The organism is Algoriphagus sp. TR-M9, from assembly GCF_027594545.1.
Lineage (GTDB): Bacteria > Bacteroidota > Bacteroidia > Cytophagales > Cyclobacteriaceae > Algoriphagus > Algoriphagus halophytocola.
This window is the reverse complement of record NZ_CP115160.1, coordinates 365,411-387,258: the sequence shown is the minus strand read 5'-3', so window position 1 is coordinate 387,258 and position 21,848 is coordinate 365,411. Positions and strand designations below refer to the sequence as shown.

Below are 21,848 nucleotides of genomic sequence, written 5' to 3'. Positions count from 1 at the left end.
TCGTTTAGGTGAAAAATCATTGAGCGGCCTGCTCAGTCTTCGGTAAATAATACAACACTACTCTACCGTTCAGGTCCAAATACTCATTTGCTACTCTTTGCAAATCTTCTTTTTTCACCTGGCTGTAAGCATCCATGACCTTATTGACATAATTGGCGTCTCCGTAGATCACATGGGCTTCCGCCAGATTTTCGGCCACACCCGCCATGGAGGAGTTGCTGCTTACGATGTCATTTTCTATGATATTCTGAAGTTTCTCAAAATCCCGATCTGAAATACCTTCTGCCTGCACCTGCTTGATCAGTTTGTCGATTTCGGTCTCCAAGTCCTGTGGTTCTATGCCCATATTGGTAATCCCATACATGATGAAAATCCCTCCATCTTCTAGTTCCAATGGAATAGCTGCAATGGCCAAGGCCTTCTGCTGCTTGTCCACTAGTTCCTTGGTCATCAAGGATGAATTCCCCCCGGTCAAATAGGTGGATAGCATGGACATGGCATAAGAATCCGGGTGGGTTTTCGGCGGTAAATTATACGCCTGGATCACTGCCGGGATCTGAATGTTGTCGTAGATCACGTCCCTGATTTCTTCGGTTTTCTTGGGTTCGGTGACATCCGGTCTATAGATTTCCTTGGTTCCTTTCGGAATCTCTGAGAAATACTTTCTCACCCATTCTTCCGCTTGCTGATAATCTATATCTCCAGCGATCGTGAGCGTGGCGTTATTTGGCACATAGAAATCTTTGTAAAACTGCTGAAACTCCTCAATGGAAGCTGCATTCAGGTGCTCCAGTGAACCTATAGGCGCCCAGCGGTAAGGATGCTCAGAATAGGCTCTTTTCAGGGTTTCGATCAGGATGCTTCCATAAGGCCGATTGTCATAGCTTTGCCGCTTTTCTTCTTTGACCACCTCTCGCTGCGTCTCTACACCCGTTTCGTCCACTTTGGAATGAAGCATGCGCTCGCTTTCCATATAAAGTGCCAGCTCCAGCTCGTTTGATGGGAGGGATTCGTAGTAATAGGTGATATCATTGGAAGTGTAAGCATTCAGCGTACCTCCATGCGCCTGGATGATATTCATGTACTCACCCCGCTCGATATTTTCTGAGCCCTCAAACATTAAGTGCTCAAAAAAGTGCGCAAAACCTGTACGATCTGGCTGTTCGTTCTTGGCACCCACATGATATAGCACCGATGTCACCACGATAGGTGTGGTGTTGTCCTGGTGCATGATCACGTGCAGGCCATTGTCTAAGTCGAATTCCTTGAACTCGATCTTATTTTGGGCTAAAGCCGGGAAGCTAAGTATCCCTGCCAACAAGCCTAAAACTGTAATTTTTCTCATAGTAAAAGTTTAATTGGTGTTTATACCCACTATTTGTCTTAAATATCTAGGTAAATATTCTTATTTCCAAAACGTAGGTTTTCCGTTCAGAAAATCAAGTCTCCTAAAAAACGAGATTATTGCCATTTGAAGAAATTTTCAATCCTAAAATTAATCAAATAAAAATCCCTCTGCTGCTGACAGAGGGATGAGAATTATCATTGCCTTAAGGATTCAGACGATTTAAAATCTCCTTTGCTTCGTGCCATTGTAGCCTAGGCCCAAATTGACTGACGATTTTCGAACTGGCCATGGAAGCGAGCTTTCCGCTGGAAGCATAGCTGTGACCATTGGTGATTCCATACATAAAGGCACCGGCAAACATATCCCCGGCTCCATTGGAGTCTATGGCAGTGGTCGCATAGGGTTCTATATCTATAAAAGTATCTCCATCATAGATCATCGCCCCATTTTTTCCCTGCGTGATTACAAAATGCTTGGCCAGCTTTTTCAACTCCTCGCGGGTATCTAGCAAATTATCTGTTTCGGTAAAGATCATGGCTTCTTCCTCGTTTGCAAAAAGCAGATCTACACTGGCACCTATCACTTCGGCCATGGGTTCTTTGAAATACTTCACCATAGCCGGATCTGAAAAGGTCAAAGCCACTTTCACGCCGTTTTCCTCAGCTATTTTCTTGGCATGCTTCATGGCAGCTTTCCCATTTTCAGAGGTGATGAGGTAGCCTTCTATGTAGAGGTATTTGGAATCCTTGATCGCAGCTTCATTCACATCTTCATTGGAGTAGGTCTCCGTGATCCCTAGATAGGTATTCATGGTACGCTCTGCATCCTCAGTGACCATCACCAGGCATTTACCGGTGATTCCTGCTGCCAGATTTCCTTCATTCAGGTTATGTGAAACTCCCGCATATTTCATGTCATTCATATAAAAGTGCCCCATTTCATCATCGGCCACCTTACAGGAATAGTAGGATTTACCTCCAAACTGTGAGATCGCAATCACCGTGTTTCCGGCCGAGCCTCCACATTGCATTTTCGCATGGGTGGTGTCGATCACATTCATCAGAGAATTCTGGCGGGTTTCATCCACCAAGGTCATCAGGCCTTTCTCGACTCCATTGTCAGCAAAAAACTGATCGGTCACCTTGAACTCTATATCTACTAAGGCATTTCCTATGCCTGTCACGTCGTATTTTTTCATGAAATAGATTGTAAAATTATAAAATTGAAATATTGGGTCTCAGAATTGGAAAGTTGTAAGGTTACAAAGGTCAATATGTAGAAAAACCTCAATCTCCTAAGTTGGCCTCGTAAATCGTAATTCAAAAATCGTAAATAACACTATTAATCAAATATGCGGTGTCTTTCAAAAGGCTTTTCCCGATCAAATAAGTACCGGTAAGTATGATGGGTCTTATAAATTTCTGCCAAAAGCTGCTCACAAACCCGCATCATCTTCGGGTTGAAATCCCCGATCCAGTTCATCTCTATGGTTTTGTATTGAAAATCCGGTTTCCCGCTCATTTTATCATATTCTACCACCATGGCGGATTCTACACCTTTGCCCTGATGCTCCGGCACTACTCCAAACACCAAACCCAGCATTTTATTGGGCGGTGAAAATGTTTTGTACCAAAGAAACTTTAGCTTACCGATCAGATCCATTTTCCCATTGACATGCTTAAAAATCTGGTTGATCTCAGGAATCTGGATAAACATGGAAACCGGCTCCCCTTTGTAAAATCCGAAGTAAATCAACTTGGGATCCAAGATGGGCTTCATTTTGGAAAACATGAGTTGGGTTTCCTTCAAAGTCAAGGTTTTTCCCATATGTCGTGCCCAGGCTTTGTTATACACGTTCATAAAGTACTCCGGTGCTTTTTCCCGCAGTTCCCTGCCTTTGATATATCTGAAAGTATAATCAGAATCGCCCAATATCACATTCGCCCTGGCAATGAGCTTCTCATCAAAACCCACATTCTGAACATTTCTGGCGTAGGTGAATTGCTTGAAGTAGATCTGGAAACCGTAATCTTCAAAGAACTTCTGGTAATACTTAAAGTTCCAGGGCATATTGTAATTCGGCTCCGTGAAGCCATCCACGAGCAATCCCCACCACTTGTCCCGCTCACCGAAATTGATCGGGCCATCCATGGCCTCCATTCCCTCGCTTTCCAACCAGGCTTTTGCGGTATCAAACAGTAAGAATGCTGCATCCTGATCGTCGATGCATTCAAAAAAACCCAAACCTCCAGTCGGTTGCTTTTCCTTCATTTTGGGATTGATGAAAGCTGCTACACGTCCGATGGTTTCTGCACGATCGTTTTGCAACAGCCAACGTTTGGCCTTGGCGCCATTTCTGAAAAGCTTGTTGGTTTCCGGGTGAAAAAGCCCCTCGATATCTGCGTCAAGAGGCCGGATCCAATTTTTTTCGTTTTTATACAACCTGACAGCCATCTCGATAAACTCTATCTGATGGGCTGTACTGGTAACTTCGATTAATTGCATTCGGGCGATTTTAGGCTGCTAAATTAGGTAGATCGGGCGAAAGGGCAAAAGATGGGTTATCCTGCTTCTCCAGAAGCTGGACTTATTTGTAGTTGTGCTGCTATTCCAGAGGCCGGACTAAAAAGAAACTAAAACCAAATCCAAATGATCAATTCTCTCACCACCATAATACATCCTCCAATCAAAAGAAGTAGATCAAGGCATTTCTCCGGAATTTGTCTAAATAATTAAACTTGTGAAAGCCCACTTTGTCTTGAAGAACAATCTTTCGGTATAAATAAACCCCCAATCCAAATAGGATTAAACCGACTAAAATCAACATCTATTTATGTTTTAAATGCTGCTTCTGGAGAAGCAGCATAACGGGTATTTTTCTTGATAACAATCCCAGGGCGATTAAGATCAGAATGATAAATGCTTATATATATTTTTGCCTCCTTGGGTTTTCTTGCCCTTTGTTCGTCATTTAAGATAAGAAATTGGACCTCAACAATGTTGCTTCTGGAGAAGAATATTTCCCAAACTATCTATATTTCTTATTGATCAGTAAAATAAAATAAATCACCATACAATTGCTCTTCATCTTGAACGATGGATATTTCATGGGGTACCCATAAGCCTTTTGAAAACACAAAACTCCTCGAAGGGTCATATTTTCCTTTAGGGATTAACTGATTAACAATCACATTGAATTCCTCATCTAATACAGTGAGGTATAGTTCTCTGTTTTTGATTAGGAAATCATGATAATATTCATCTCTATTTGGGAATATATTCATCGCAGCCTGCGAGAATCTGTAATACAATTTCCTAAATGGGTCATAGATTAACTTCACATAGTTAGGTGATGTCAATACCCAGTTTTCAAAATAATCTGACGTCCATTCATCCCGATAAGATTGGGGTTCAGCTGATTGCTTTCCCCCAAAGCTTGAAATATTGAATTCACTTTGAGATCCTGATACCGTATCGATATGAATTATAGTCGGCGAAATCGTATAGATATAGCTTAACCCAAGAGGTGACCAAGTGACACTGGGGTAAGTGGTGTAATTCAACGGAACATCTTGATATTCAGCCGGATGATATACAGGAAGGCTTGCCCAATCACCATTTTCCAAATCGATACTGGCAAATACTTTTCTGCGTTCTGTTTGGCTTTTTTTCGCAAAGTAAAATAGGACAGAATTTGAGTGATTATCATAAACCAAATGTGAAGAGAATCCATCAAACGGGAATTCAGAATACACTTCATTATCAATATCACCAAGATTATCAAAAAGTTTAACCGAGTGGAATTGGCTTCCTCTCCCATCCGTCAATAATAGCATATTCCCTGTTGAAAAAACTATGGAATCTGAATTGATATAATAAAATGTATACGGTTGCGAATCAAAATCAAAAGACAGGTTGATTTCCTGTGCCTCATGGCCACTTAGAGGCGTCTTGGTGATTTTGTTTTGATAGATATCAAAACTAAAAAGGGTATCTCCTAAAACATGATATGGTTTGTCATAGATCAAATCACTGGATCCTGTTAAATTATAACTGGTCGTATATAAAGAATAATCAATAGAATTCTTTTTTCTCGAATCACACGATAGTATCACTGAAAGAGTGAAGATGAAAAGTATTTTTTTCATAAAGTAAAATCGGGGGAGAGAATTCCTCTCCCCACAAAATCAAGTTAGGGGCAATTTGTTGTAGAAGAGAGAGGACAATCTTCACCTTCTGACATATATTTACATGCCCAGGAGGTTTTTTGAGAACTACAATACATTTTTTTCAATGTAGGCCCTGTAGGCATGTCTCTTGCATTTCCTTCATACGACAACAAGCTGCCAAATGTCAGCATCATAATTAAAGCTAATTTTCTCATTTTTTCTGTTTTTAATATTTAGACTGACCCAAGAAAAAAAAAAGCACTAAACAAAGATTTGCGAAGAAAACTATACTTTCTAGTAGTCCTGCTTGGAAAGTCATCCCCCCGCTACAGCCCCATACAGGTCAAACTCCGTCGCATCAGTGACTTTTACATTCACAAAGTCCCCTACCTGGCAGTAGAAGAATCGACAGGACAAGATCCTATTCCCATTTTTACGGGAGCTTTTGGATCGTAGTCACGAAAAAAATAAAGGCAGTTGTCGTTTTCCACAAAGTTTAAGCTAGCCAGATTTGACCCTACCTCAGACGTAAACCTCACCTGTAACGTCCTTATCTTTCCCGATGGGAAATAAGAAGAATACAAAACCTTCAGCTCTATCCCATGAGATTTAGCACTTAAAATAAATTCATCAATTTGCTCTTTCGTAGTATCTTTGTCTATAACCACCTCAAATCGATCCGGATACGAAAAAAGGATTAAGAACCCTATCAAACACAACAAACTATTCATTGTATTTTATATTTAACTAAAACGGGATTCGAGGAAGCATCAATGAATTTCCTGGACCTATATAAAATACTCTCCTCACTCCTGCTATCAATATTATTAAACCATTTCAAAGACTCCCCCGAATACCACCCTAATAAAAATCCATCAGAGGTAACACGAGGCCAAGGCAAAACATCAGCATCATCCTTCGTTCCTTTTGGATCACTCACAATCGTCTTTGCATTCCTCATATCCACTACCGCACACATAATACTATTTCTATCATAATAATTAAAAAAAACATAATCGTTATAAGACACCAAATTTGAAATACCCCACGAAAAATCGGATTGGAGTATAGGTAACACCGAACCCATTGAAACTTCGGGATACTCGTTTAGGCTAAATGTCGGATTTTGAAAAGCAATTTTCAACATTTCCGATTTGCCCTTGCTATTTATACTATATATCGTATCACCTGTCAAACTGGAATATAGTAGTTTATCTGAAGCTGAGAAACTACCATCAACCATCAGACTCACATTCTGAGAATATTCTGGGATTTCAAACTTGTCAAAACCAGAAACGAAATTGAAATCAGAATCGTAAACAACAAAATCATACATAAGGGAGTCCCCCTGATTGTTCTTCCCACGTCTATTCGAATAGAAATAAATACTATCTTCAAAATAGGCAACCTTTGATGCCTTAAATGGCAGTTCATGTATTTCTTCAGCCAATAAATCAGAATTCAACACAAAACAGTGGCTCGACTCATCCAGAACCAGCAATTTCCCATCTTTAAACTTTGAAACACTTTCGATTTTATAGTCTCGATATTCAAACGAAACGTCTTTCAACACACCTTTAAACTTTCCTGCTCCATCAAATTTTTTAATTGACTTTGTATCGGAGATATCCGAGTCAACCACATAGTACTCGCCTCCCTGAGTAATGACGTCCCGAATCGTAAGCACTAAACTTTCATATCCTTTATATTCTAAAGGAACTAAATCTATCTGTGCTGCTTTTCTGAACAGCCAATCGTTAACAATTTCGCTCTCGGAGAGATCAACCCTAGACTTCTCTTCCTCCACTCGTTGACAAGCCCATAAAATCGAAATCAGTAAAATACCAATCAATATATTCTTCATCGCTAAAGTCAAATTCACGGCCAGCAAAAACTACTGGCCGCTAACTTATCGATTATTATTGCGTTACTTTTCAACACAAGTTGCAGAGCCTTCACCTGTCATAATATTCAAAATACAACAAGCGTAGTACCCTTCTCCACATGTTGTCTCATAAGTAATAGTAGTTGAACCACCAGCTGGCCCTGCCTCAAGTTCAAACGTTTTCGAAACCTTGCATCCTGTAGACCCTGGGCCACCAGCCTGACACACATCCATATGTCCCCAGGAAATCCCCGGTGCCAAGAATGATAAACCGATGGCAAAAATTAAAACTTTCTTTTTCATTTCTTCTTGTTAAAATTTTTCAAACAATACCTGCCCAACCTTTGAGCAGGTACTTAACTAAAGATCACCGGTGAAAACTAGTCTTGCCAAACTACCCCCCCCAATTAAATATCCAAACATTTCTTCGAAAATAACAAAAACAACAACGTAACAAGCTGAATATTAGCCTAAAAAATTAATCTACACGAAACTAATCTAACACGTCTTTTTTGTCGAGATGCTCGCTCACGTCCTTCTGTAAGCTTCATGGGTTAGTTTACGCGGCTAAAATAGTGTACCAAGTACCGGCAACGCAACCTTAGGGGCACGGTTTCACTTCAGTGGCCCTTTTTTAGATTTTATCAAGGCTTTTTGACCTTTTCTCTATTTCCCCTAAAACAACAAGCGAAAATCACTCCTCCACCTCCGCGTACAGATCAAACTCTGTAGCCTCAGTTACTTTCACAGTTACAAAATCTCCCACTCGGCAGTAGTATTTCGATGCATCAATTAAAACCTCGTTATCCACTTCCACAGAATCGTATTCGGTACGGCCTACGAAGTGGCCACCTTCTTTTTTATCAATCAACACTTTGAAAGACTTGCCAATTTTCTCTTGATTCAAATCGTAAGAAATCTGCTCCTGAATCTCCATCAAGTTATTCGCTCGCTCCTGCTTCACTTCCTGAGGGATGTTGTCTTCCATCGTATAAGCATGCGTATTTTCCTCATGAGAATAGGTAAACACACCCAAGCGCTCAAATTTCATTCGCTCCACGAAGTCAACCATCTCCTGGTATTCTTTCTCGCCTTCTCCAGGATGCCCAGCGATCAATGTGGTACGAATCGCGATGTCCGGCAAAATATCACGGATGCTATGAATTAGATTCTCTTGCTTTTCACGGGTTGTACCACGACGCATCGCTTTCAGCACATCTGTAGATCCGTGCTGTAAAGGAATATCCAGATAATTACAGATATTCTCACGCTCTTTCATCACTTCGATCACGTCCATTGGAAAACCTGTCGGATAAGCATAATGCAAGCGAATCCAGTCGATACCATTCACATCAGATAGCCTACGCATCAACTCCGCCAAATTTCTCTTTTTATAAATATCCAATCCATAATAGGTGGAATCCTGTGCGATTAAAAGCAATTCTTTGGTTCCTCCCGCTGCTTTGTGTTCCGCTTCTTTCACCAATTCCTCGATCGGCCTCGATACATGGCCTCCACGCATCAATGGAATCGCACAAAAAGAGCAGGGTCTATCACAGCCTTCAGAAATTTTCATGTAAGCATAGTGAGAAGAATGAGTTAATAATCTCTCCCCTACCAACTCATGCTTGTAATCTGCTTTGAATTTCTTAAGAATCGCAGGTAAATCTCTTGTACCAAAAAATGCATCCACCTGAGGAATTTCTTTTTCCAGATCGTCTTTGTAGCGCTGCGAAAGACATCCGGTCACATAGACTTTGTCCACCAAACCTTTTTCCTTGGCATCTGCATATTGCAAAATAGTGTCGATTGACTCTTGTTTTGCGTTGTCGATAAAACCGCAGGTATTGATGATGATGATGTTATTGTCATCCGTTCCAGATTCATGGCTGGCATTCACACCATTCCCTTTGAGTTGAGTGAGGAGCACCTCAGAATCTACGAGATTCTTGGAGCAACCCATGGTGATGATATTGACTTTGTCTTTCTTTAATGTTCTCGCTTTCACAGGATTTGATTGAATTTGGGTGTGCAAAGGTAGGCAAAATTGAGTTGGAAAGTTAAGAAAGCAGGAAAGTTGCAAGCTTAAAGGCATCTACCTTGCAACTTTTGGACCTTATAACTTTTCAACCCCAGCGCTTAACACTTTGATAAAACAAGCTTAACCTAAGTCTTGCAGAGATGGAAAATCCTTTGTCTAATTTTGAACCGTACAGCAAATACTTTTTAACTCCTTGCATTTATTTTTCGCCCCGATTCGTTCGGGGCCCTTTTGCAGGGCGCCGATTCACTTTGTGATTCTCCCACCTTCCTGTAACTTAGAAAGGAAATCATATCTGCATGGACAGCATTCTCCAACCACTCGTTTTTGATCGAAAAAAACTCTCGGACAAAAAACTTCTGGACTTATATAAATCCCTACTTCTGCCTAGAAAGATAGAGGAGAAAATGCTGATTCTTTTGCGACAGGGAAAAATCTCCAAGTGGTTTTCGGGCTGGGGACAGGAGGCTATTTCCATAGGTGTGGTCAATGCACTTCCTGAGGAGGAATTCATCCTTCCTATGCATAGAAATCTGGGCATATTCACGGGAAGAAAAATACCATTGGAGCGGCTTTTTGCCCAATTTCAAGGAAAGCATTCCGGCTTCACCAAAGGACGTGACCGCTCCTTTCACTTTGGTTCTATAGCGCATCACCTGGTCGGAATGATTTCGCACCTGGGGCCTCAGCTGGCCATTGCAGATGGAATTGCTTTGGCAACCAAACTTTCACAGCAAAAGAAGGTAACCTTGGTTTTTTCAGGCGATGGCGCCAGCTCAGAAGGGGATTTTCATGAAGGATTAAATCTGGCTGCAGTCTGGAAACTACCGGTGATATTCGTAATCGAGCACAACGGCTACGGACTATCCACTCCGAGCGCGGAACAATATGCTTTCCGCAATTTCACTGACAAGGGGCTAGGATATGGCATGGAAGCCATCCGGATTCAAGGCAACAATGTCCTAGAAGTCTATCATACCATCAAAAGTCTGGCCGCAGACATCCGCAAAAATCCACGTCCTGTGCTGGTAGAAGCCATCACATTTCGGATGCGTGGTCATGAAGAAGCTTCAGGCACTAAATACGTACCCAAACGACTAATGAACCAATGGGCAAAACTGGACCCAGTGGAAAATTATGAGCGATACCTGGAGGAAAGCGGAGTATTGGATGAGAAAGAAAAAGAAAGGATAAACAAAAAAGTCAAAACAGCGATAAGCGATGGACTGGAGCTAGCCTTTGCTGAGCAACCTATCTCACCAAACTTAGAAACGGAGCTAGCAGATGTCTATGCGCCATTCTTTCAGGAAGTGATTTTTCCTTCGGAAAACGGCCCCAAATCCGAAAAGCGACTAGTTGATGCGATTTCAGATGGCCTGCGTCAATCCATGGAAAAGTACCCGAACCTGATACTCATGGGGCAGGATATAGGAGAGTACGGAGGCGTATTCAAAATCACGGATGGCTTCAAAACCCAATTTGGAGCGGACCGGGTTCGCAATACACCGCTATGCGAAAGTGCGATTATTGGAGCCGGACTGGGACTTTCTATCAATGGCTATAAAGCTATGGTAGAAATGCAATTTGCGGATTTTGTGACCATGGGTTTCAACCAGATTGTAAACAATCTCGCAAAAATCCACTACCGCTGGGGGCAAAATGCGGATGTGGTCATCCGAATGCCCACCGGTGCCGGGATGGCAGCCGGGCCATTTCACTCCCAGTCTACTGAGGCCTGGTTTTTCCACACCCCGGGGCTCAAAATCGTCTATCCATCTAATCCTTACGATGCCAAAGGACTGCTAAACGCCGCGATTGAAGACCCAAACCCCTACTTGTATTTTGAGCATAAGGGAATGTACCGGTCCATCTCTACTGAGATTCCCGATGAATATTACACCCTAGAAATAGGTAAAGCGGCTCTTGCCCGCAAAGGATATCAAGTTTCGATTGTTACCTACGGAATGGGTGTTCACTGGGCGCAAAATGCGGTGGAGGAGCTTGGTATTTCTGCAGATATTCTGGACATGCGTACCCTATTGCCCTGGGACAAGGAGTCCGTGAAAGCTACGGTAGAGAAAACAGGAAAAGTCATTTTTCTTCAGGAGGATTGTTTGACCGGTGGGATTGGAGCGGAGATTTGTGCCTGGATTTCAGAACATTGCTTTGAGTATTTGGACGCTCCAGTGATGCGGGTGGGTAGCTTGGACACCGCAGTTCCATTTGCCAAAGGATTGGAGGAGCAGTTTTTGCCGAGTGCCAGATTTAAGGCTAAATTAGCAGAGCTTTTGGAATACTAATTGTTTGAAGCAAAGCAATAAACCCTACCTGTTCTTGATTTAGTTCTTTTCTCAAAATTCTTAATAACATGAAGTCTTTTTTCAAATGGAGATTATTCTCCCTAACCATATTATGGCTAATCGGTCAGACTACCTTAGCCCAAACATTTATTGGAAGTACTGTAGATAATCAGGCAGGTGTACATTCACTTTTGCTTAACCCGGCCCTAGCGGTAGGCTCTAAAATGCGCCTGGACATCAATTTAATCTCTAGCTCTGCTTTCATTGGAAATGACTACCTCAGTATAGACATGAGCGATTTGGACAGCTTTCAAAATGGATTTGAACTCAATACTGACGGAGATACCAATCCCACAGACAATAATAACTTCTTCGGCAATGTCGATATCCTGGGGCCTTCGATTTTATTCAATCTGGATCAAAAAAACAGCCTTGCTTTCACCACAAGAGTGAGAGGATTTTTTAACCTAAATAATATAGGAGGAGACCTGTACGAATTGGCAAATACTGAATATAATGAGCAGACGGACTTTAGTGTAAGCATGGAGGATGCATCTGGGCTGATCCACGCTTGGGCAGAAATAGGAGCCAGCTATGCACGCATAATTCTAGATGACGAAAACCAATCGCTAAAAGCAGGCCTTACCTTGAAATATCTGGCAGGTGCCGGAGGAGTGTATGGCGAAAGTCAACTGCTCACCGCCCAGTATAGCAATCAAACTGACCTATTGACCACTTCAGGTGAGTTACGGTATGGTTATACCTCAGGATTTGACTCTGATGATATTAATTTTTCTGATATCAAGTCTGGATTTGGAGCTGATATAGGGGTAGTGTATGAAATCAAGGAGCAAAATGTCAACACTTATTACAATCCCTATAAATTCAGGTTTGGAGTTTCTGTAATGGATATAGGAGCCATAAATTATGAGCAAACCACCAGAAGCATTTACAACATGGATAATACCATAGATGCCAACGAGTTTGACAATAAAGACCTGGACGAAATTTTAGAAGACAATTTCAACGGAGTAGAAGCTCTCGGAAGAACCAAAATGGGGCTACCTACTTCTTTGCAGTTTTTTGGCGATTACAATATCAACGGCAGCTTTTTTGTATCGGCTCAGGGGGCTATTTCCCTCAAGAAAAATAAAGAAAACCCAGTAAGCCACCTGATCAATTCATTTACGTTAACACCAAGATTTGAAAGAAGATGGGTCAGTGTTTATAGCCCGCTTAGCATACGTCAATACGATTCCAGTTTGGCTTGGGGAATTGGTGTACGGGCCGGACCATTAATGATAGGCTCAGGGTCCATTGTCAGCAACCTGATTTCCAATAATTCGAAAAGTACAGATTTGTATGTAGGACTGAAGGTGCCGATCTATAAATAGGATTTTGTCGGTTGTCCATTGTCGGTTGTCGGTTGTCGGTTGTCGGTTGTCGGTTAAATCAAAACGTATGTAACTAAAAGAGTTTCGGATTATTCAATTACTTTCTCACATCTGGGCTCTTAACAATTCCAGAAACTTCCGGTCCAGCTTTTCCCCGTACCAATCCTCGTATTCCACGTCCTTTCTACCGGAATTCAATACTCCAAAAGCTCCAGAAAACTCCCAGATCCCAAAGCCAATCCCGTTTTCCTTCAAGACTGTCAATACATCACCAAACCAGCTAAGAAACACGTCATGAGGCGTTTCATTATAGCAACCGCACTCCCCACAGTGCACACCCACTCCCTGGTCCACCAGCGCTTTCCATGGCGCATAGTACCTTCTGATTTCATCAATATCCAGCATCCTTTCTCCCTGATTCAATGGCCAATCTACCGGCGGAACAGATGAGGGATCTTTGTAAACCCAGCCAGCCTTATAATGCGATATGGGAAAGGGATGATAACCACGACAACTTTGTGCCAGATCCAGATCCGCAAATTCAGGCAGTGCGGTTCCTCCTCCACCATTCCCATCGGCTATCACCAGTCTGGATTTCTTGACAGACCTGATGGTATCCAAAGCTGCTTCTGCCACCCGGCGATAATCCAATATATCAACTGGTCCTCCTGGACTATGTTGGTCATTAGGATCTTCCCGCTGGTAAGGTTCATTGACCAGATCAAAGCTTAATTTCTTCTTGGAAATCCCTTTGTACCGATTTGCCCACATTTCCCAGTGCGCGCAGAATGCATCCTGAGCTTCCTGATCTTTCCAGAGATTGTAAGGTTCCACAAAGCCCGCATTGATGCAAAAGCCGGGAGCACGATGGAGGTTCAAACTCACATGTAATCCATGATCTATACAACGCTCCACTAGATCATCTACTTTCTCAAGCCGACTTTCATCGAAATTCAACACCTCATCTGGGCGAATCGGACGGGAGCGATCTATATCCAAATAACTAGGATAAGAAATCGGAATTCGTGCAAAATCAAAACCCCAGTCAGCGATCCATTGCACATATTCGGGCTTAGTAGGCCTGCCAGCATTGGGATCATGCGAAAAAAAATCGAGCAGGTTAAAGCCTTTCCAGGCAGGGAGTTTGTTTTTGGACCGGGATGCTTCCGCAAAAGCAGAAATAGAAGTACCTGCGGCCAAAGTAAGACCTGTACCAACAAAGGCTGACTTCTTGAGAAAATCTCTGCGGGAATCGGAGGGGTTCATAGGTGTTTTTAGGTTTGGGAGTGAAGATACAAAATACTTTGATGCCGAAACCTTGATAAATTTACCCAGCTCTGGGCACTAATCTTTAGCCAGTAGATTTACCCTATAAAAATTATAGAAGTCTTCATCATCTTCAAAATAATTGATAGGATGTAAGATGATATCATCCCCCGTTGAAAAGTATTTCAGAATTGGCACATCTCTAATTCCCACTAACTCTTTCTCCAATATTTTATTGAAATCTAGATCAAACACCTCTATATAATAATTCTTATTAGTCCTTTCTGCATGTTCTCGGACTATTCTATAAAAATACTGATCCCGATAAGTAAGTATTGGGCCAAAATGAACATCTTCTGTCCATTTTGTAATCATTTCATTTCCCTGATCATAAGAAGCATTGTTAGAGAGCACTATTGGTTCCTCTTTAATAGATGAAAAACCAATCGGCAATGGCGAAAATTCCCGGGATATTCTGGACTGGATATTCATTACCTGAATGGTACTCATAAAAGGATAAGACACAATTATCTCCTCTTCATTTGCCAGTAAAAAAGGGAAATTAAAAGCTCTAACTTCAGCATTATTATATGTGAAGGCAGGGTCATGAATCTGAAGTAATTCGTCTTTTAATGGGAAATCAATCAATTCTAATTCCTTAGTAGTTAGATCAAAATGGTTAATGGCATATTGGCTATTCACAAAATTCTTGGTAAGAAAATAAATATCTTTTTTACTACCTAAACCTGTATAAGTCTGATTAAAGCCATTGTCTCTAACAATATGGGTCATATTATCATTTTCGATAAAATCGAATGAGCCTAATCCAAAAAATTCCAAACCTTCCTCTCCGTCTATTCCTACCCCATATCCACTCAAATACACTAAGTAATCAAGATTAGAAAAAAAACTTTTAAAATTTTGAATTCCATGTGGGCCCTCAGCAGGAACTTCATTTCCCTTTCGGGCTAACACAGTATCTGAAAGAAAAAACAAACTATCAATTCGCCTGAAATATTGATTATAAACCAACAAATTGTTTTTATTCTCGTGATCAGGCATAAATATAAAAGGAATAGTTCCAGACATTCCCAGTTGCCCAATCTCAAAACTCTGAAGATCACTGACAGTTACAGAAATTTCCTGTTCAGAAACATTCGTATCCGAACAGGAAATTAAAAACAATAAATAAATGACTGTCTTTAAATATTTCATAAGAGGAATTACCCGCAACTGGAATCTGGACCATCTGATGTGATAATAATATACTTATTTGCTGCTCCACACAAATCTATCAATTCAAAGTGTGACCCAGCACAGCAATTTGCTATAGCCGCATCAATAAATATATCTTCACTCTCATGGGTACTACAATAGTTCCATGTTTCAGTACAATACGGAGGAGGATAATTAGCGAAGGTTGTCAATGAATAGAAAAACAGACCTAATAACAGTAAACAAAGCTTTTTCATGATTTTAAACTATTAAAATGAAATCCTCGCTTCACACCATGTAGGGTGGAAGTAAAACACCCCTTACCGGTAATCTTGAAATTTCATTTTCAATCTACCCCCCCCGACTAAAAAAGCAAGTAAACCGAAATATTTTTTAGAAAAAACACAAAACCAATAGTTTTAATCCTACGTGATTGATAATCAATATTTAATCAGTTTCACTCTTCAATTAACCTCACCTTATAAAACAAGTTATAATCCCGCTCCACTTCTCCATCTGCAGCTTTGATTAAAAGTGTGCCGTCTGGGAGTCCAAGGTTCACTGCACCTTTTACCGGAAGCTCATTGAGGATCCCGATTTGCTGATCTCCCTTCAGGACGATAAAGCGAGGTTTTCTATACTTAGTCATGGCATCCCTGTACTCAGGGTCTCGAAAATACTCCTCAGATTTTGCCCTGAATCCATTGAAAACATCCTCTGGCATCGGGGTATAGAATGTAAGGATATGGTACTGCCCAAAAGATTTCACATCTGTAAAGCCAGGATAAATTATAGAGTTGGTTTCTTTTGTCGCCACATATTCTTCACGATCCGGATGAATTAATCCTACAGTCTTTTGATATACCGCAGCATTTCCTTCCAGCCTGTAAATCCCCAATTGGTCTCCCATCATAGGCAGGGAAACCAGTGTTTTGGTGGCCGGATCAAAGGAAAGGTTCGGATAATTTGCCCCGATCCACTTCTGCTCCTTCTTGAAAGTCCAGTCTTCTGGATAGGTATTGAAATAATAGATAGAATCTTCGGCTAGATCGAACACAAAACCGGTGTTGACCTGATTGTAAAAACCCGCTCCGATTTTATCCGGGTTTATTTCATCCCTAGAATAGGAATTAGGTTCTTCCCCGATCAGCTTATAAGCCCCATTATCTTCATAGACCGAAAAGCTCTGCTTATTACTATTAATCGAGAGAAAGCTCAGTTCCTTGATAGTCCCCCTCGTTTTGGTAATTTTATTGAAATCAGCATCGTAAATATGGTAGGCCATTTCAGCGGAAAGCTCCTTGAATACGTAACCTGAACCTCCGTAAAACCTCCCCTCATAAAAATGCTGGATCTGGTTTGGCCCCTCACCTCCCAATTCATGTTTTTCCAGTATCTCCCCCTTTCCATTGACCAGATACACATCTCCTTCTTTGGGGTTTTTCATCAGGTATAGATCTTTTTCTGTATGGTAGTCCAAGACTGAGATTTGTTCCAGTAAATCCACCTTCATAGAATCCACTACTTCAAACTGAAGTTCTTGAATTGGGCTACTTGGAGCTGATGTACTCTCCTTTTCGGAGCATGAAAAAATTATAGCTGCAAAAAGTGCAATAAGGATAAGAAAATGGGATTTGTGCATAGCAATGAGTTTCGGTTTACAGGTTAGTCGTGTAAGATGGGGATTATAGGACAATACCTTAAACAAAAATCAATTTATCCCCGTTTTTTTTAAATACACTTTTAAATTTACGGGGATGATAAAGCGTTTAATAGAAAATCTCTTCTTAAAATCTATGGCTAGATTTCCTGTCACGGGAATAGTAGGCCCTAGACAAGTAGGTAAAACTACCTTGGCAAAACAGCAATTGCTAGATACAGACGCTATTTATCTCGATTTAGAGAAAAACTCGGACATCAACAAACTGAATGACCCAGAGTTATTCTTTTCCCAAAATCAAGGCAAAACCATTATCCTAGATGAAATTCAACATCTGCCCGCAATTTTCCCTTTACTGAGAGCTGTAATTGACGAAAACCGAAAACCTGGCCGATTTGTAATCCTTGGATCTGCATCGCCTTCTTTGCTTCGTCAAAGTTCTGAAAGTTTGGCCGGACGGATCAACTACCTTGAGATGACTCCGCTTTCTATTTTGGAAACCACTAAAAAAATAACCAGCCAAGATCTCTGGATTTACGGAGGTTTTCCTGAGCCTGCCCTGTCACAGGATTCGGACTTCGTCCATGATTGGTACCGCAGTTTCACCACAAGTTACATTCAGCAAGACTTGCCTCAGTATGGACTACCTGCTGATCCTAGAGTGACAAGGCAATTCTTAATGATGATCGCCTCTGCGCATGGAGGAGTGCTCAGCTATTCTACCTTTGCCAAATCCCTGGGTTTATCTGTACCTACCATCAAAACATACTTAGGGTTCCTTCTAGATGCTTTCCTTTTGAGAGAATTACAAGCATGGTCAGTCAACTCAAAGAAAAGATTGATCAAATCACCAAAACTTTACTTCAGAGACACGGGGATGCTGCATTATTTGCTAGGTATCAAGAATATGGAAAGCATCTTTGGGAATATCGTGTTGGGTAGTTCCTGGGAAGCTTTTGTGATCAACCAAACTGCGGCGGTATTGAAATCCGATGACGAAATGTACTACTATAGAACTCACGATGGCGCCGAAATTGACCTCTTGATTCGACGCAACAATACGTGGCTGGCAGCAGCAGAGATCAAATTCAGCGTAAATCCAAAACTGACCAAAGGTACTCATCTAGCAATGGAAGATCTGGGGATAGAACTACTACATGTCGTTATCCCTAGAGAAGAAAATTACCCGATGACAAAAAACATACAGGTAGTGGGAGTAGAAAAATTCTTACTGGCTATTTCAGGCTAAATATCATTGTTAACATATGACCAAAAAGTAAAACAAATGGACTTTGCGCTATGGCAGGAGATTAATCTTCTAATCAAAACCTTCGAGGAGATTCCCTCTCCTTCGTCGTTGGAATGACACCTCAAAGGTTGTCTAACGCTGCGCCGCCGCGTCGCCGCGAAAAAAAACAAACACCCCTTTGCGCCTTCGCGGTTTTGAGGGAGAGACAGCCTCCACCATCGCAGAAGATTTCTTCCACAGCAGCACCGGCAGTACCCAAAACACACCCAACATACTGAAAACCAATCCGCCAATCGTCCCTATCGCCAGGGAAAACCAGAACACTTCATTTTGCCCTTCTATGATAAAAGGAATCAGTCCGAAGCAGGTAGACATTATGGTCAATAAAATCGGAATCGCCTTACCCCCAACAGACTTCAGCACTTTCCTGTTGTAGATGCCCTGATCACGGTTATTCAGATCATTGACGATAAAAATCCCCGCATTCACAGCCAAACCTCCAAGCATCACAAAAGCAGCATACCCGCCTTGGTCAAAATAAAAATCAAAAAGAGAAAAGATCAGAAATAAGCCAATAAAGCTGACCGGAATGATGGCTATGATATAAACGGGCTGTTTTAGGTTTTCAAACAATACCGCGCAGATCATAAAAATCCCCACTATCAACAAGCCTAATAAGGAGTATTGCCGCTTCTGCTGGTCATAATCCCAGGAGTACGAGTTCTTCTTGGCCTCGTACCCAATCGGCATGGTTTGCTTCATTTCCTCCAATACTTCGTCCAGGTATTCATTCCCAAACTTGCCCGAACCCATATATTCGAAAGAAACCATACGGATATATTGACGGTCTTCTTTGAAAAGTGCATTGGTGGTAGTCTCCTTGGTCAAAGTCCCATAGTCCGACACCTTATAAATTTTGTTTTCGCCACCTATCAGCCCCTTTTGCTCCATGTCAAACTTACTGAAACCACCCGATTTACGCTCCCTGATCATCAGCCCATAGTTCGTTTCCTCTAGGGTCAGACTTCCGGAGACATTCTGCGGTTTGGACATATCCTGCAGTGCAGTGATCACTTCATACTGATTGGTCTCACCCAAGGCCATTTTTCCTTGATCCAGGCGCAGCACAAATTCCTCCGTTTTAGGATCAGAGTAGCCTCTTCTTTCATTGGTATTTACTTCCTGAATTCTTTTATGCTTGAGCAGCTTCTCGGCCATTATCTCCGCCTGCCGCTCCAGCTCATCAAAGTTGTACCCTTTCATCTGCACCCGAAAACTCGGAATCCCTTCTCCGCCTCCACCGGTGTAAAAGCCTTGACCCACACCGTAAATATTCCACCTGGCCCCACTCCAATCGGTAGATTTTACGGATAACTTGCCCTTCAGCTGATAGGGCAGCGCCCCGTTTTCATACTCATCCTTGAAGGTAATAGAGATAAAACCATTTTGCCCATCGCTCACATTGGTCACAAACTGATCTATCCCCTCCACTCCTTTCAGGTAGGATTCAAACTCACGCATGATAAAATCCATCTGCTCCAGGGTATTCCCAAAAGGCAAACGGCAGGATACATACAAGCGAGTTTTCTCTGCCTCTCTGTAGCCTCCTTTTTCATATACTCCGCGGGCAAACATCCGCATGGATCCCCCCAAAGCTTTGTCCACATAAGGTCTGATTTCCTCTTGGTAAAAAGTGTTGCCAACGGTTTTGTTGTACCACTCCTGTCCCTCCCACTTGGCAGGAAGATAAAAGATGGGCAGTCCAAAAAGTAAAATCAAAAACGCAATAAAGGTTTTCCTGTAACGGGCTGTCCAGGCTATTCCGCTTTCATAGCTGCGCAAAACCCTGACACGCCTTCGTAGCTTAAAAACTGTCAGTTTCCTACCTTGACTCACAGACTCCTTGAACATCACCTGATAAAACGCCGGGGTAAATACCAGCGCGATCAATAATGAAATGCCCAGCATCACCGATACTACTATGGAAAATTCCGAGAGATTTTTACGGTCTTCCTCTGGCAGAAAAAAGACAATCATCAGCGCAGCGATCGTAGTCAAGGAAGCTGCCAACAAAGCCAAAAACACCCTTCTATTGCGGTGTTTGTGCAGATGATCGATCATGATGATTGCATTGTCCACTATCAGGCCAAAGCTAATCGTAAGTCCGGCAAGGGAATACAGATGAATATCTACTTTCAGAAAATACAAAACAATGGCACAAAGGCTGAGATTGGCCAAAATCCCGAGAAACAGGATACTGAGGTATTTTAAGTTTCTGTTGATCAAAAAGATAAATACCACCAAAATCAAAATGGACAAACCTGATCGCTTATAGATCTTGTTTAGCTCTATTTCTAGGTATTCGGTATCGTCCTCTTCCAGCCTGACTTCAAAGCCGGCAGGTAAAAGATGCGCAGTGTTGGTAATAGCTTGTTTCAGCTCCTTAGCCAATAACACCTTATTCACCCCGTCTCGATTGTAAACAGACATGGTCACCGAGTTATTCCCGTTGATCCGGTAATACCTCATGGGTTCTGCCTCTTCCAAGGTCAAACTGGCCACATCTTTCAACCGGACCTCCACACCATCTCCTTCAGCTATCACCAAGTTTTCAATCTGCTCCTTATCCCGCAGGGAACGATCCACCTGGACAAAAAGGGTTTTCCCTTCTGTATTTTTCACAGCTCCCGGAAAGGACAGTCCAAAAGCACGGTTAAGCTTGGAAGAAAGCTCACTTCGGGTCACTCCAAAGGCCTGCATTTTCTGAATATCATAAGTGACAAACAGTTGCAGATTTTCTGCACCTCGCACTGCGACTTCCTCCACTTCCTCAAACCGTGTCAGGGCAGGCTTTAAAATATCCTCCGTGATTTTCTTGATCTCAAAAGATGCGAATGGTCCATTGACACTATAAATCAATATGGGGCTCTTTGTATCTGAGCGCTCTTGATTGGACTGAGAGACATTGGGGTAGCCCACCCTGGAGTCCATCTGTGGATACACCTGCCTAATCATCGCAGAGACCTCAAATTTCTTCATCTCTATATCTGCCTTTTTGTCGAATCTCAGTGTGATAGAGCCTCTATTATAGCTGGATGTAGAGTTGATTTTTTTCAGCTCAGAAAGTCTGGAAAAAGTACCTTCCAAGGGTGCTGTAGCCAGTTTTTCTACGATTTCAGGAGATGCATTTTGAATAAAATAAGAAATTGTCAAAACCGGCTCCCGCTCTCTGGGATTGAGATCCACAGACAGCATAGGGATAGTGGCCAACCCTAGTATGGACAGCACCACAAAGACAATCAATATTCGAAATGGAGTCAT

Annotated in this window: 15 protein-coding genes; 3 read left to right on the top strand and 12 right to left on the bottom strand. The window is 41.9% G+C overall.

The genetic code is table 11. The features are described 5' to 3' along the window. Positions 1-16: 16 nt before the first annotated feature. From PBT90_RS01855 to rimO, 8 genes are all read right to left on the bottom strand, one after another. Positions 17-1,345, bottom strand: a complete 1,329-nt coding sequence (locus tag PBT90_RS01855) for a M16 family metallopeptidase (protein ID WP_264808655.1) — start codon at positions 1,343-1,345, stop codon at positions 17-19. A 205-nt stretch (positions 1,346-1,550) separates the two neighbouring features. Beyond that, entirely contained in the window at positions 1,551-2,546 is a 996-nt protein-coding gene (locus PBT90_RS01850; RefSeq protein WP_270131259.1) for an adenosine kinase, read from the bottom strand. A gap of 143 nt (positions 2,547-2,689) precedes the next feature. Then, the gene (locus PBT90_RS01845; RefSeq protein ID WP_270131257.1) at positions 2,690-3,853 is read right to left on the bottom strand and encodes a hypothetical protein; all 1,164 of its coding nucleotides are present in this window, start codon (positions 3,851-3,853) and stop codon (positions 2,690-2,692) included. Positions 3,854-4,389: 536 nt separating this feature from the next. Further along, a complete protein-coding gene (locus PBT90_RS01840; protein ID WP_270131255.1) occupies positions 4,390-5,496 on the bottom strand; it encodes a DUF4221 family protein in 1,107 nt (368 codons plus the stop codon). 336 nt (positions 5,497-5,832) lie between these two features. After that, complete coding sequence (locus PBT90_RS20420) at positions 5,833-5,934, bottom strand: TRAM domain-containing protein (RefSeq protein WP_396127656.1); 102 nt, start codon at positions 5,932-5,934, stop codon at positions 5,833-5,835. A 310-nt stretch (positions 5,935-6,244) separates the two neighbouring features. Then, complete coding sequence (locus tag PBT90_RS01835; protein ID WP_264808650.1) at positions 6,245-7,381, bottom strand: hypothetical protein; 1,137 nt, start codon at positions 7,379-7,381, stop codon at positions 6,245-6,247. A gap of 63 nt (positions 7,382-7,444) precedes the next feature. Further along, positions 7,445-7,705, bottom strand: a complete 261-nt coding sequence (locus PBT90_RS01830) for a hypothetical protein (protein ID WP_270131252.1) — start codon at positions 7,703-7,705, stop codon at positions 7,445-7,447. A 391-nt stretch (positions 7,706-8,096) separates the two neighbouring features. Then, a complete protein-coding gene (rimO, locus tag PBT90_RS01825) occupies positions 8,097-9,410 on the bottom strand; it encodes a 30S ribosomal protein S12 methylthiotransferase RimO (RefSeq protein ID WP_270131250.1) in 1,314 nt (437 codons plus the stop codon). 332 nt (positions 9,411-9,742) lie between these two features. On the opposite strand from rimO, the gene PBT90_RS01820 reads away from it, so the two are divergent. Next, positions 9,743-11,743 (top strand): alpha-ketoacid dehydrogenase subunit alpha/beta, encoded by a 2,001-nt coding sequence (locus tag PBT90_RS01820; protein WP_270131247.1) that lies wholly within the window; start codon positions 9,743-9,745, stop codon positions 11,741-11,743. A gap of 68 nt (positions 11,744-11,811) precedes the next feature. Further along, the gene (locus PBT90_RS01815) at positions 11,812-13,137 is read left to right on the top strand and encodes a DUF5723 family protein (RefSeq protein ID WP_270131245.1); all 1,326 of its coding nucleotides are present in this window, start codon (positions 11,812-11,814) and stop codon (positions 13,135-13,137) included. Positions 13,138-13,242: 105 nt separating this feature from the next. Here the strand turns inward: PBT90_RS01815 and PBT90_RS01810 are convergent, their stop codons facing one another. From PBT90_RS01810 to PBT90_RS01800, 3 genes are all read right to left on the bottom strand, one after another. Further along, positions 13,243-14,403 (bottom strand): glycoside hydrolase family 5 protein, encoded by a 1,161-nt coding sequence (locus tag PBT90_RS01810; protein ID WP_264808645.1) that lies wholly within the window; start codon positions 14,401-14,403, stop codon positions 13,243-13,245. A gap of 78 nt (positions 14,404-14,481) precedes the next feature. Continuing rightward, a complete protein-coding gene (locus PBT90_RS01805) occupies positions 14,482-15,618 on the bottom strand; it encodes a DUF4221 domain-containing protein (RefSeq protein WP_264808644.1) in 1,137 nt (378 codons plus the stop codon). 457 nt (positions 15,619-16,075) lie between these two features. Then, positions 16,076-17,260: a hypothetical protein gene (locus PBT90_RS01800; RefSeq protein WP_264808643.1), complete on the bottom strand. Its 1,185-nt coding sequence runs from the start codon at positions 17,258-17,260 to the stop codon at positions 16,076-16,078. Between the two features lie 115 nt (positions 17,261-17,375). On the opposite strand from PBT90_RS01800, the gene PBT90_RS01795 reads away from it, so the two are divergent. After that, positions 17,376-18,527 (top strand): ATP-binding protein, encoded by a 1,152-nt coding sequence (locus PBT90_RS01795; RefSeq protein WP_270131241.1) that lies wholly within the window; start codon positions 17,376-17,378, stop codon positions 18,525-18,527. Positions 18,528-18,659: 132 nt separating this feature from the next. Here the strand turns inward: PBT90_RS01795 and PBT90_RS01790 are convergent, their stop codons facing one another. Next, positions 18,660-21,848, bottom strand: coding sequence for an efflux RND transporter permease subunit (locus PBT90_RS01790; RefSeq protein WP_264808641.1), 3,189 nt, complete (start codon positions 21,846-21,848; stop codon positions 18,660-18,662).

Excerpts from the sequence above, each read along its gene's own strand:
- PBT90_RS01840 (WP_270131255.1), bottom strand. The coding sequence starts at position 5,496 with ATGAAAAAAATACTTTTCATCTTCACTCTTTCAGTGATACTATCGTGT.
- PBT90_RS01830 (WP_270131252.1), bottom strand. The coding sequence starts at position 7,705 with ATGAAAAAGAAAGTTTTAATTTTTGCCATCGGTTTATCATTCTTGGCA.
- PBT90_RS01850 (WP_270131259.1), bottom strand. The coding sequence starts at position 2,546 with ATGAAAAAATACGACGTGACAGGCATAGGAAATGCCTTAGTAGATATA.
- PBT90_RS01815 (WP_270131245.1), top strand. The coding sequence starts at position 11,812 with ATGAAGTCTTTTTTCAAATGGAGATTATTCTCCCTAACCATATTATGG.
- PBT90_RS01845 (WP_270131257.1), bottom strand. The coding sequence starts at position 3,853 with ATGCAATTAATCGAAGTTACCAGTACAGCCCATCAGATAGAGTTTATC.
- PBT90_RS01835 (WP_264808650.1), bottom strand. The coding sequence starts at position 7,381 with ATGAAGAATATATTGATTGGTATTTTACTGATTTCGATTTTATGGGCT.
- PBT90_RS01820 (WP_270131247.1), top strand. The coding sequence starts at position 9,743 with ATGGACAGCATTCTCCAACCACTCGTTTTTGATCGAAAAAAACTCTCG.
- PBT90_RS01855 (WP_264808655.1), bottom strand. The coding sequence starts at position 1,345 with ATGAGAAAAATTACAGTTTTAGGCTTGTTGGCAGGGATACTTAGCTTC.
- PBT90_RS01795 (WP_270131241.1), top strand. The coding sequence starts at position 17,376 with ATGATAAAGCGTTTAATAGAAAATCTCTTCTTAAAATCTATGGCTAGA.
- PBT90_RS01810 (WP_264808645.1), bottom strand. The coding sequence starts at position 14,403 with ATGAACCCCTCCGATTCCCGCAGAGATTTTCTCAAGAAGTCAGCCTTT.
- PBT90_RS01790 (WP_264808641.1), bottom strand. The coding sequence starts at position 21,848 with ATGACTCCATTTCGAATATTGATTGTCTTTGTGGTGCTGTCCATACTA.
- PBT90_RS01805 (WP_264808644.1), bottom strand. The coding sequence starts at position 15,618 with ATGAAATATTTAAAGACAGTCATTTATTTATTGTTTTTAATTTCCTGT.
- PBT90_RS01800 (WP_264808643.1), bottom strand. The coding sequence starts at position 17,260 with ATGCACAAATCCCATTTTCTTATCCTTATTGCACTTTTTGCAGCTATA.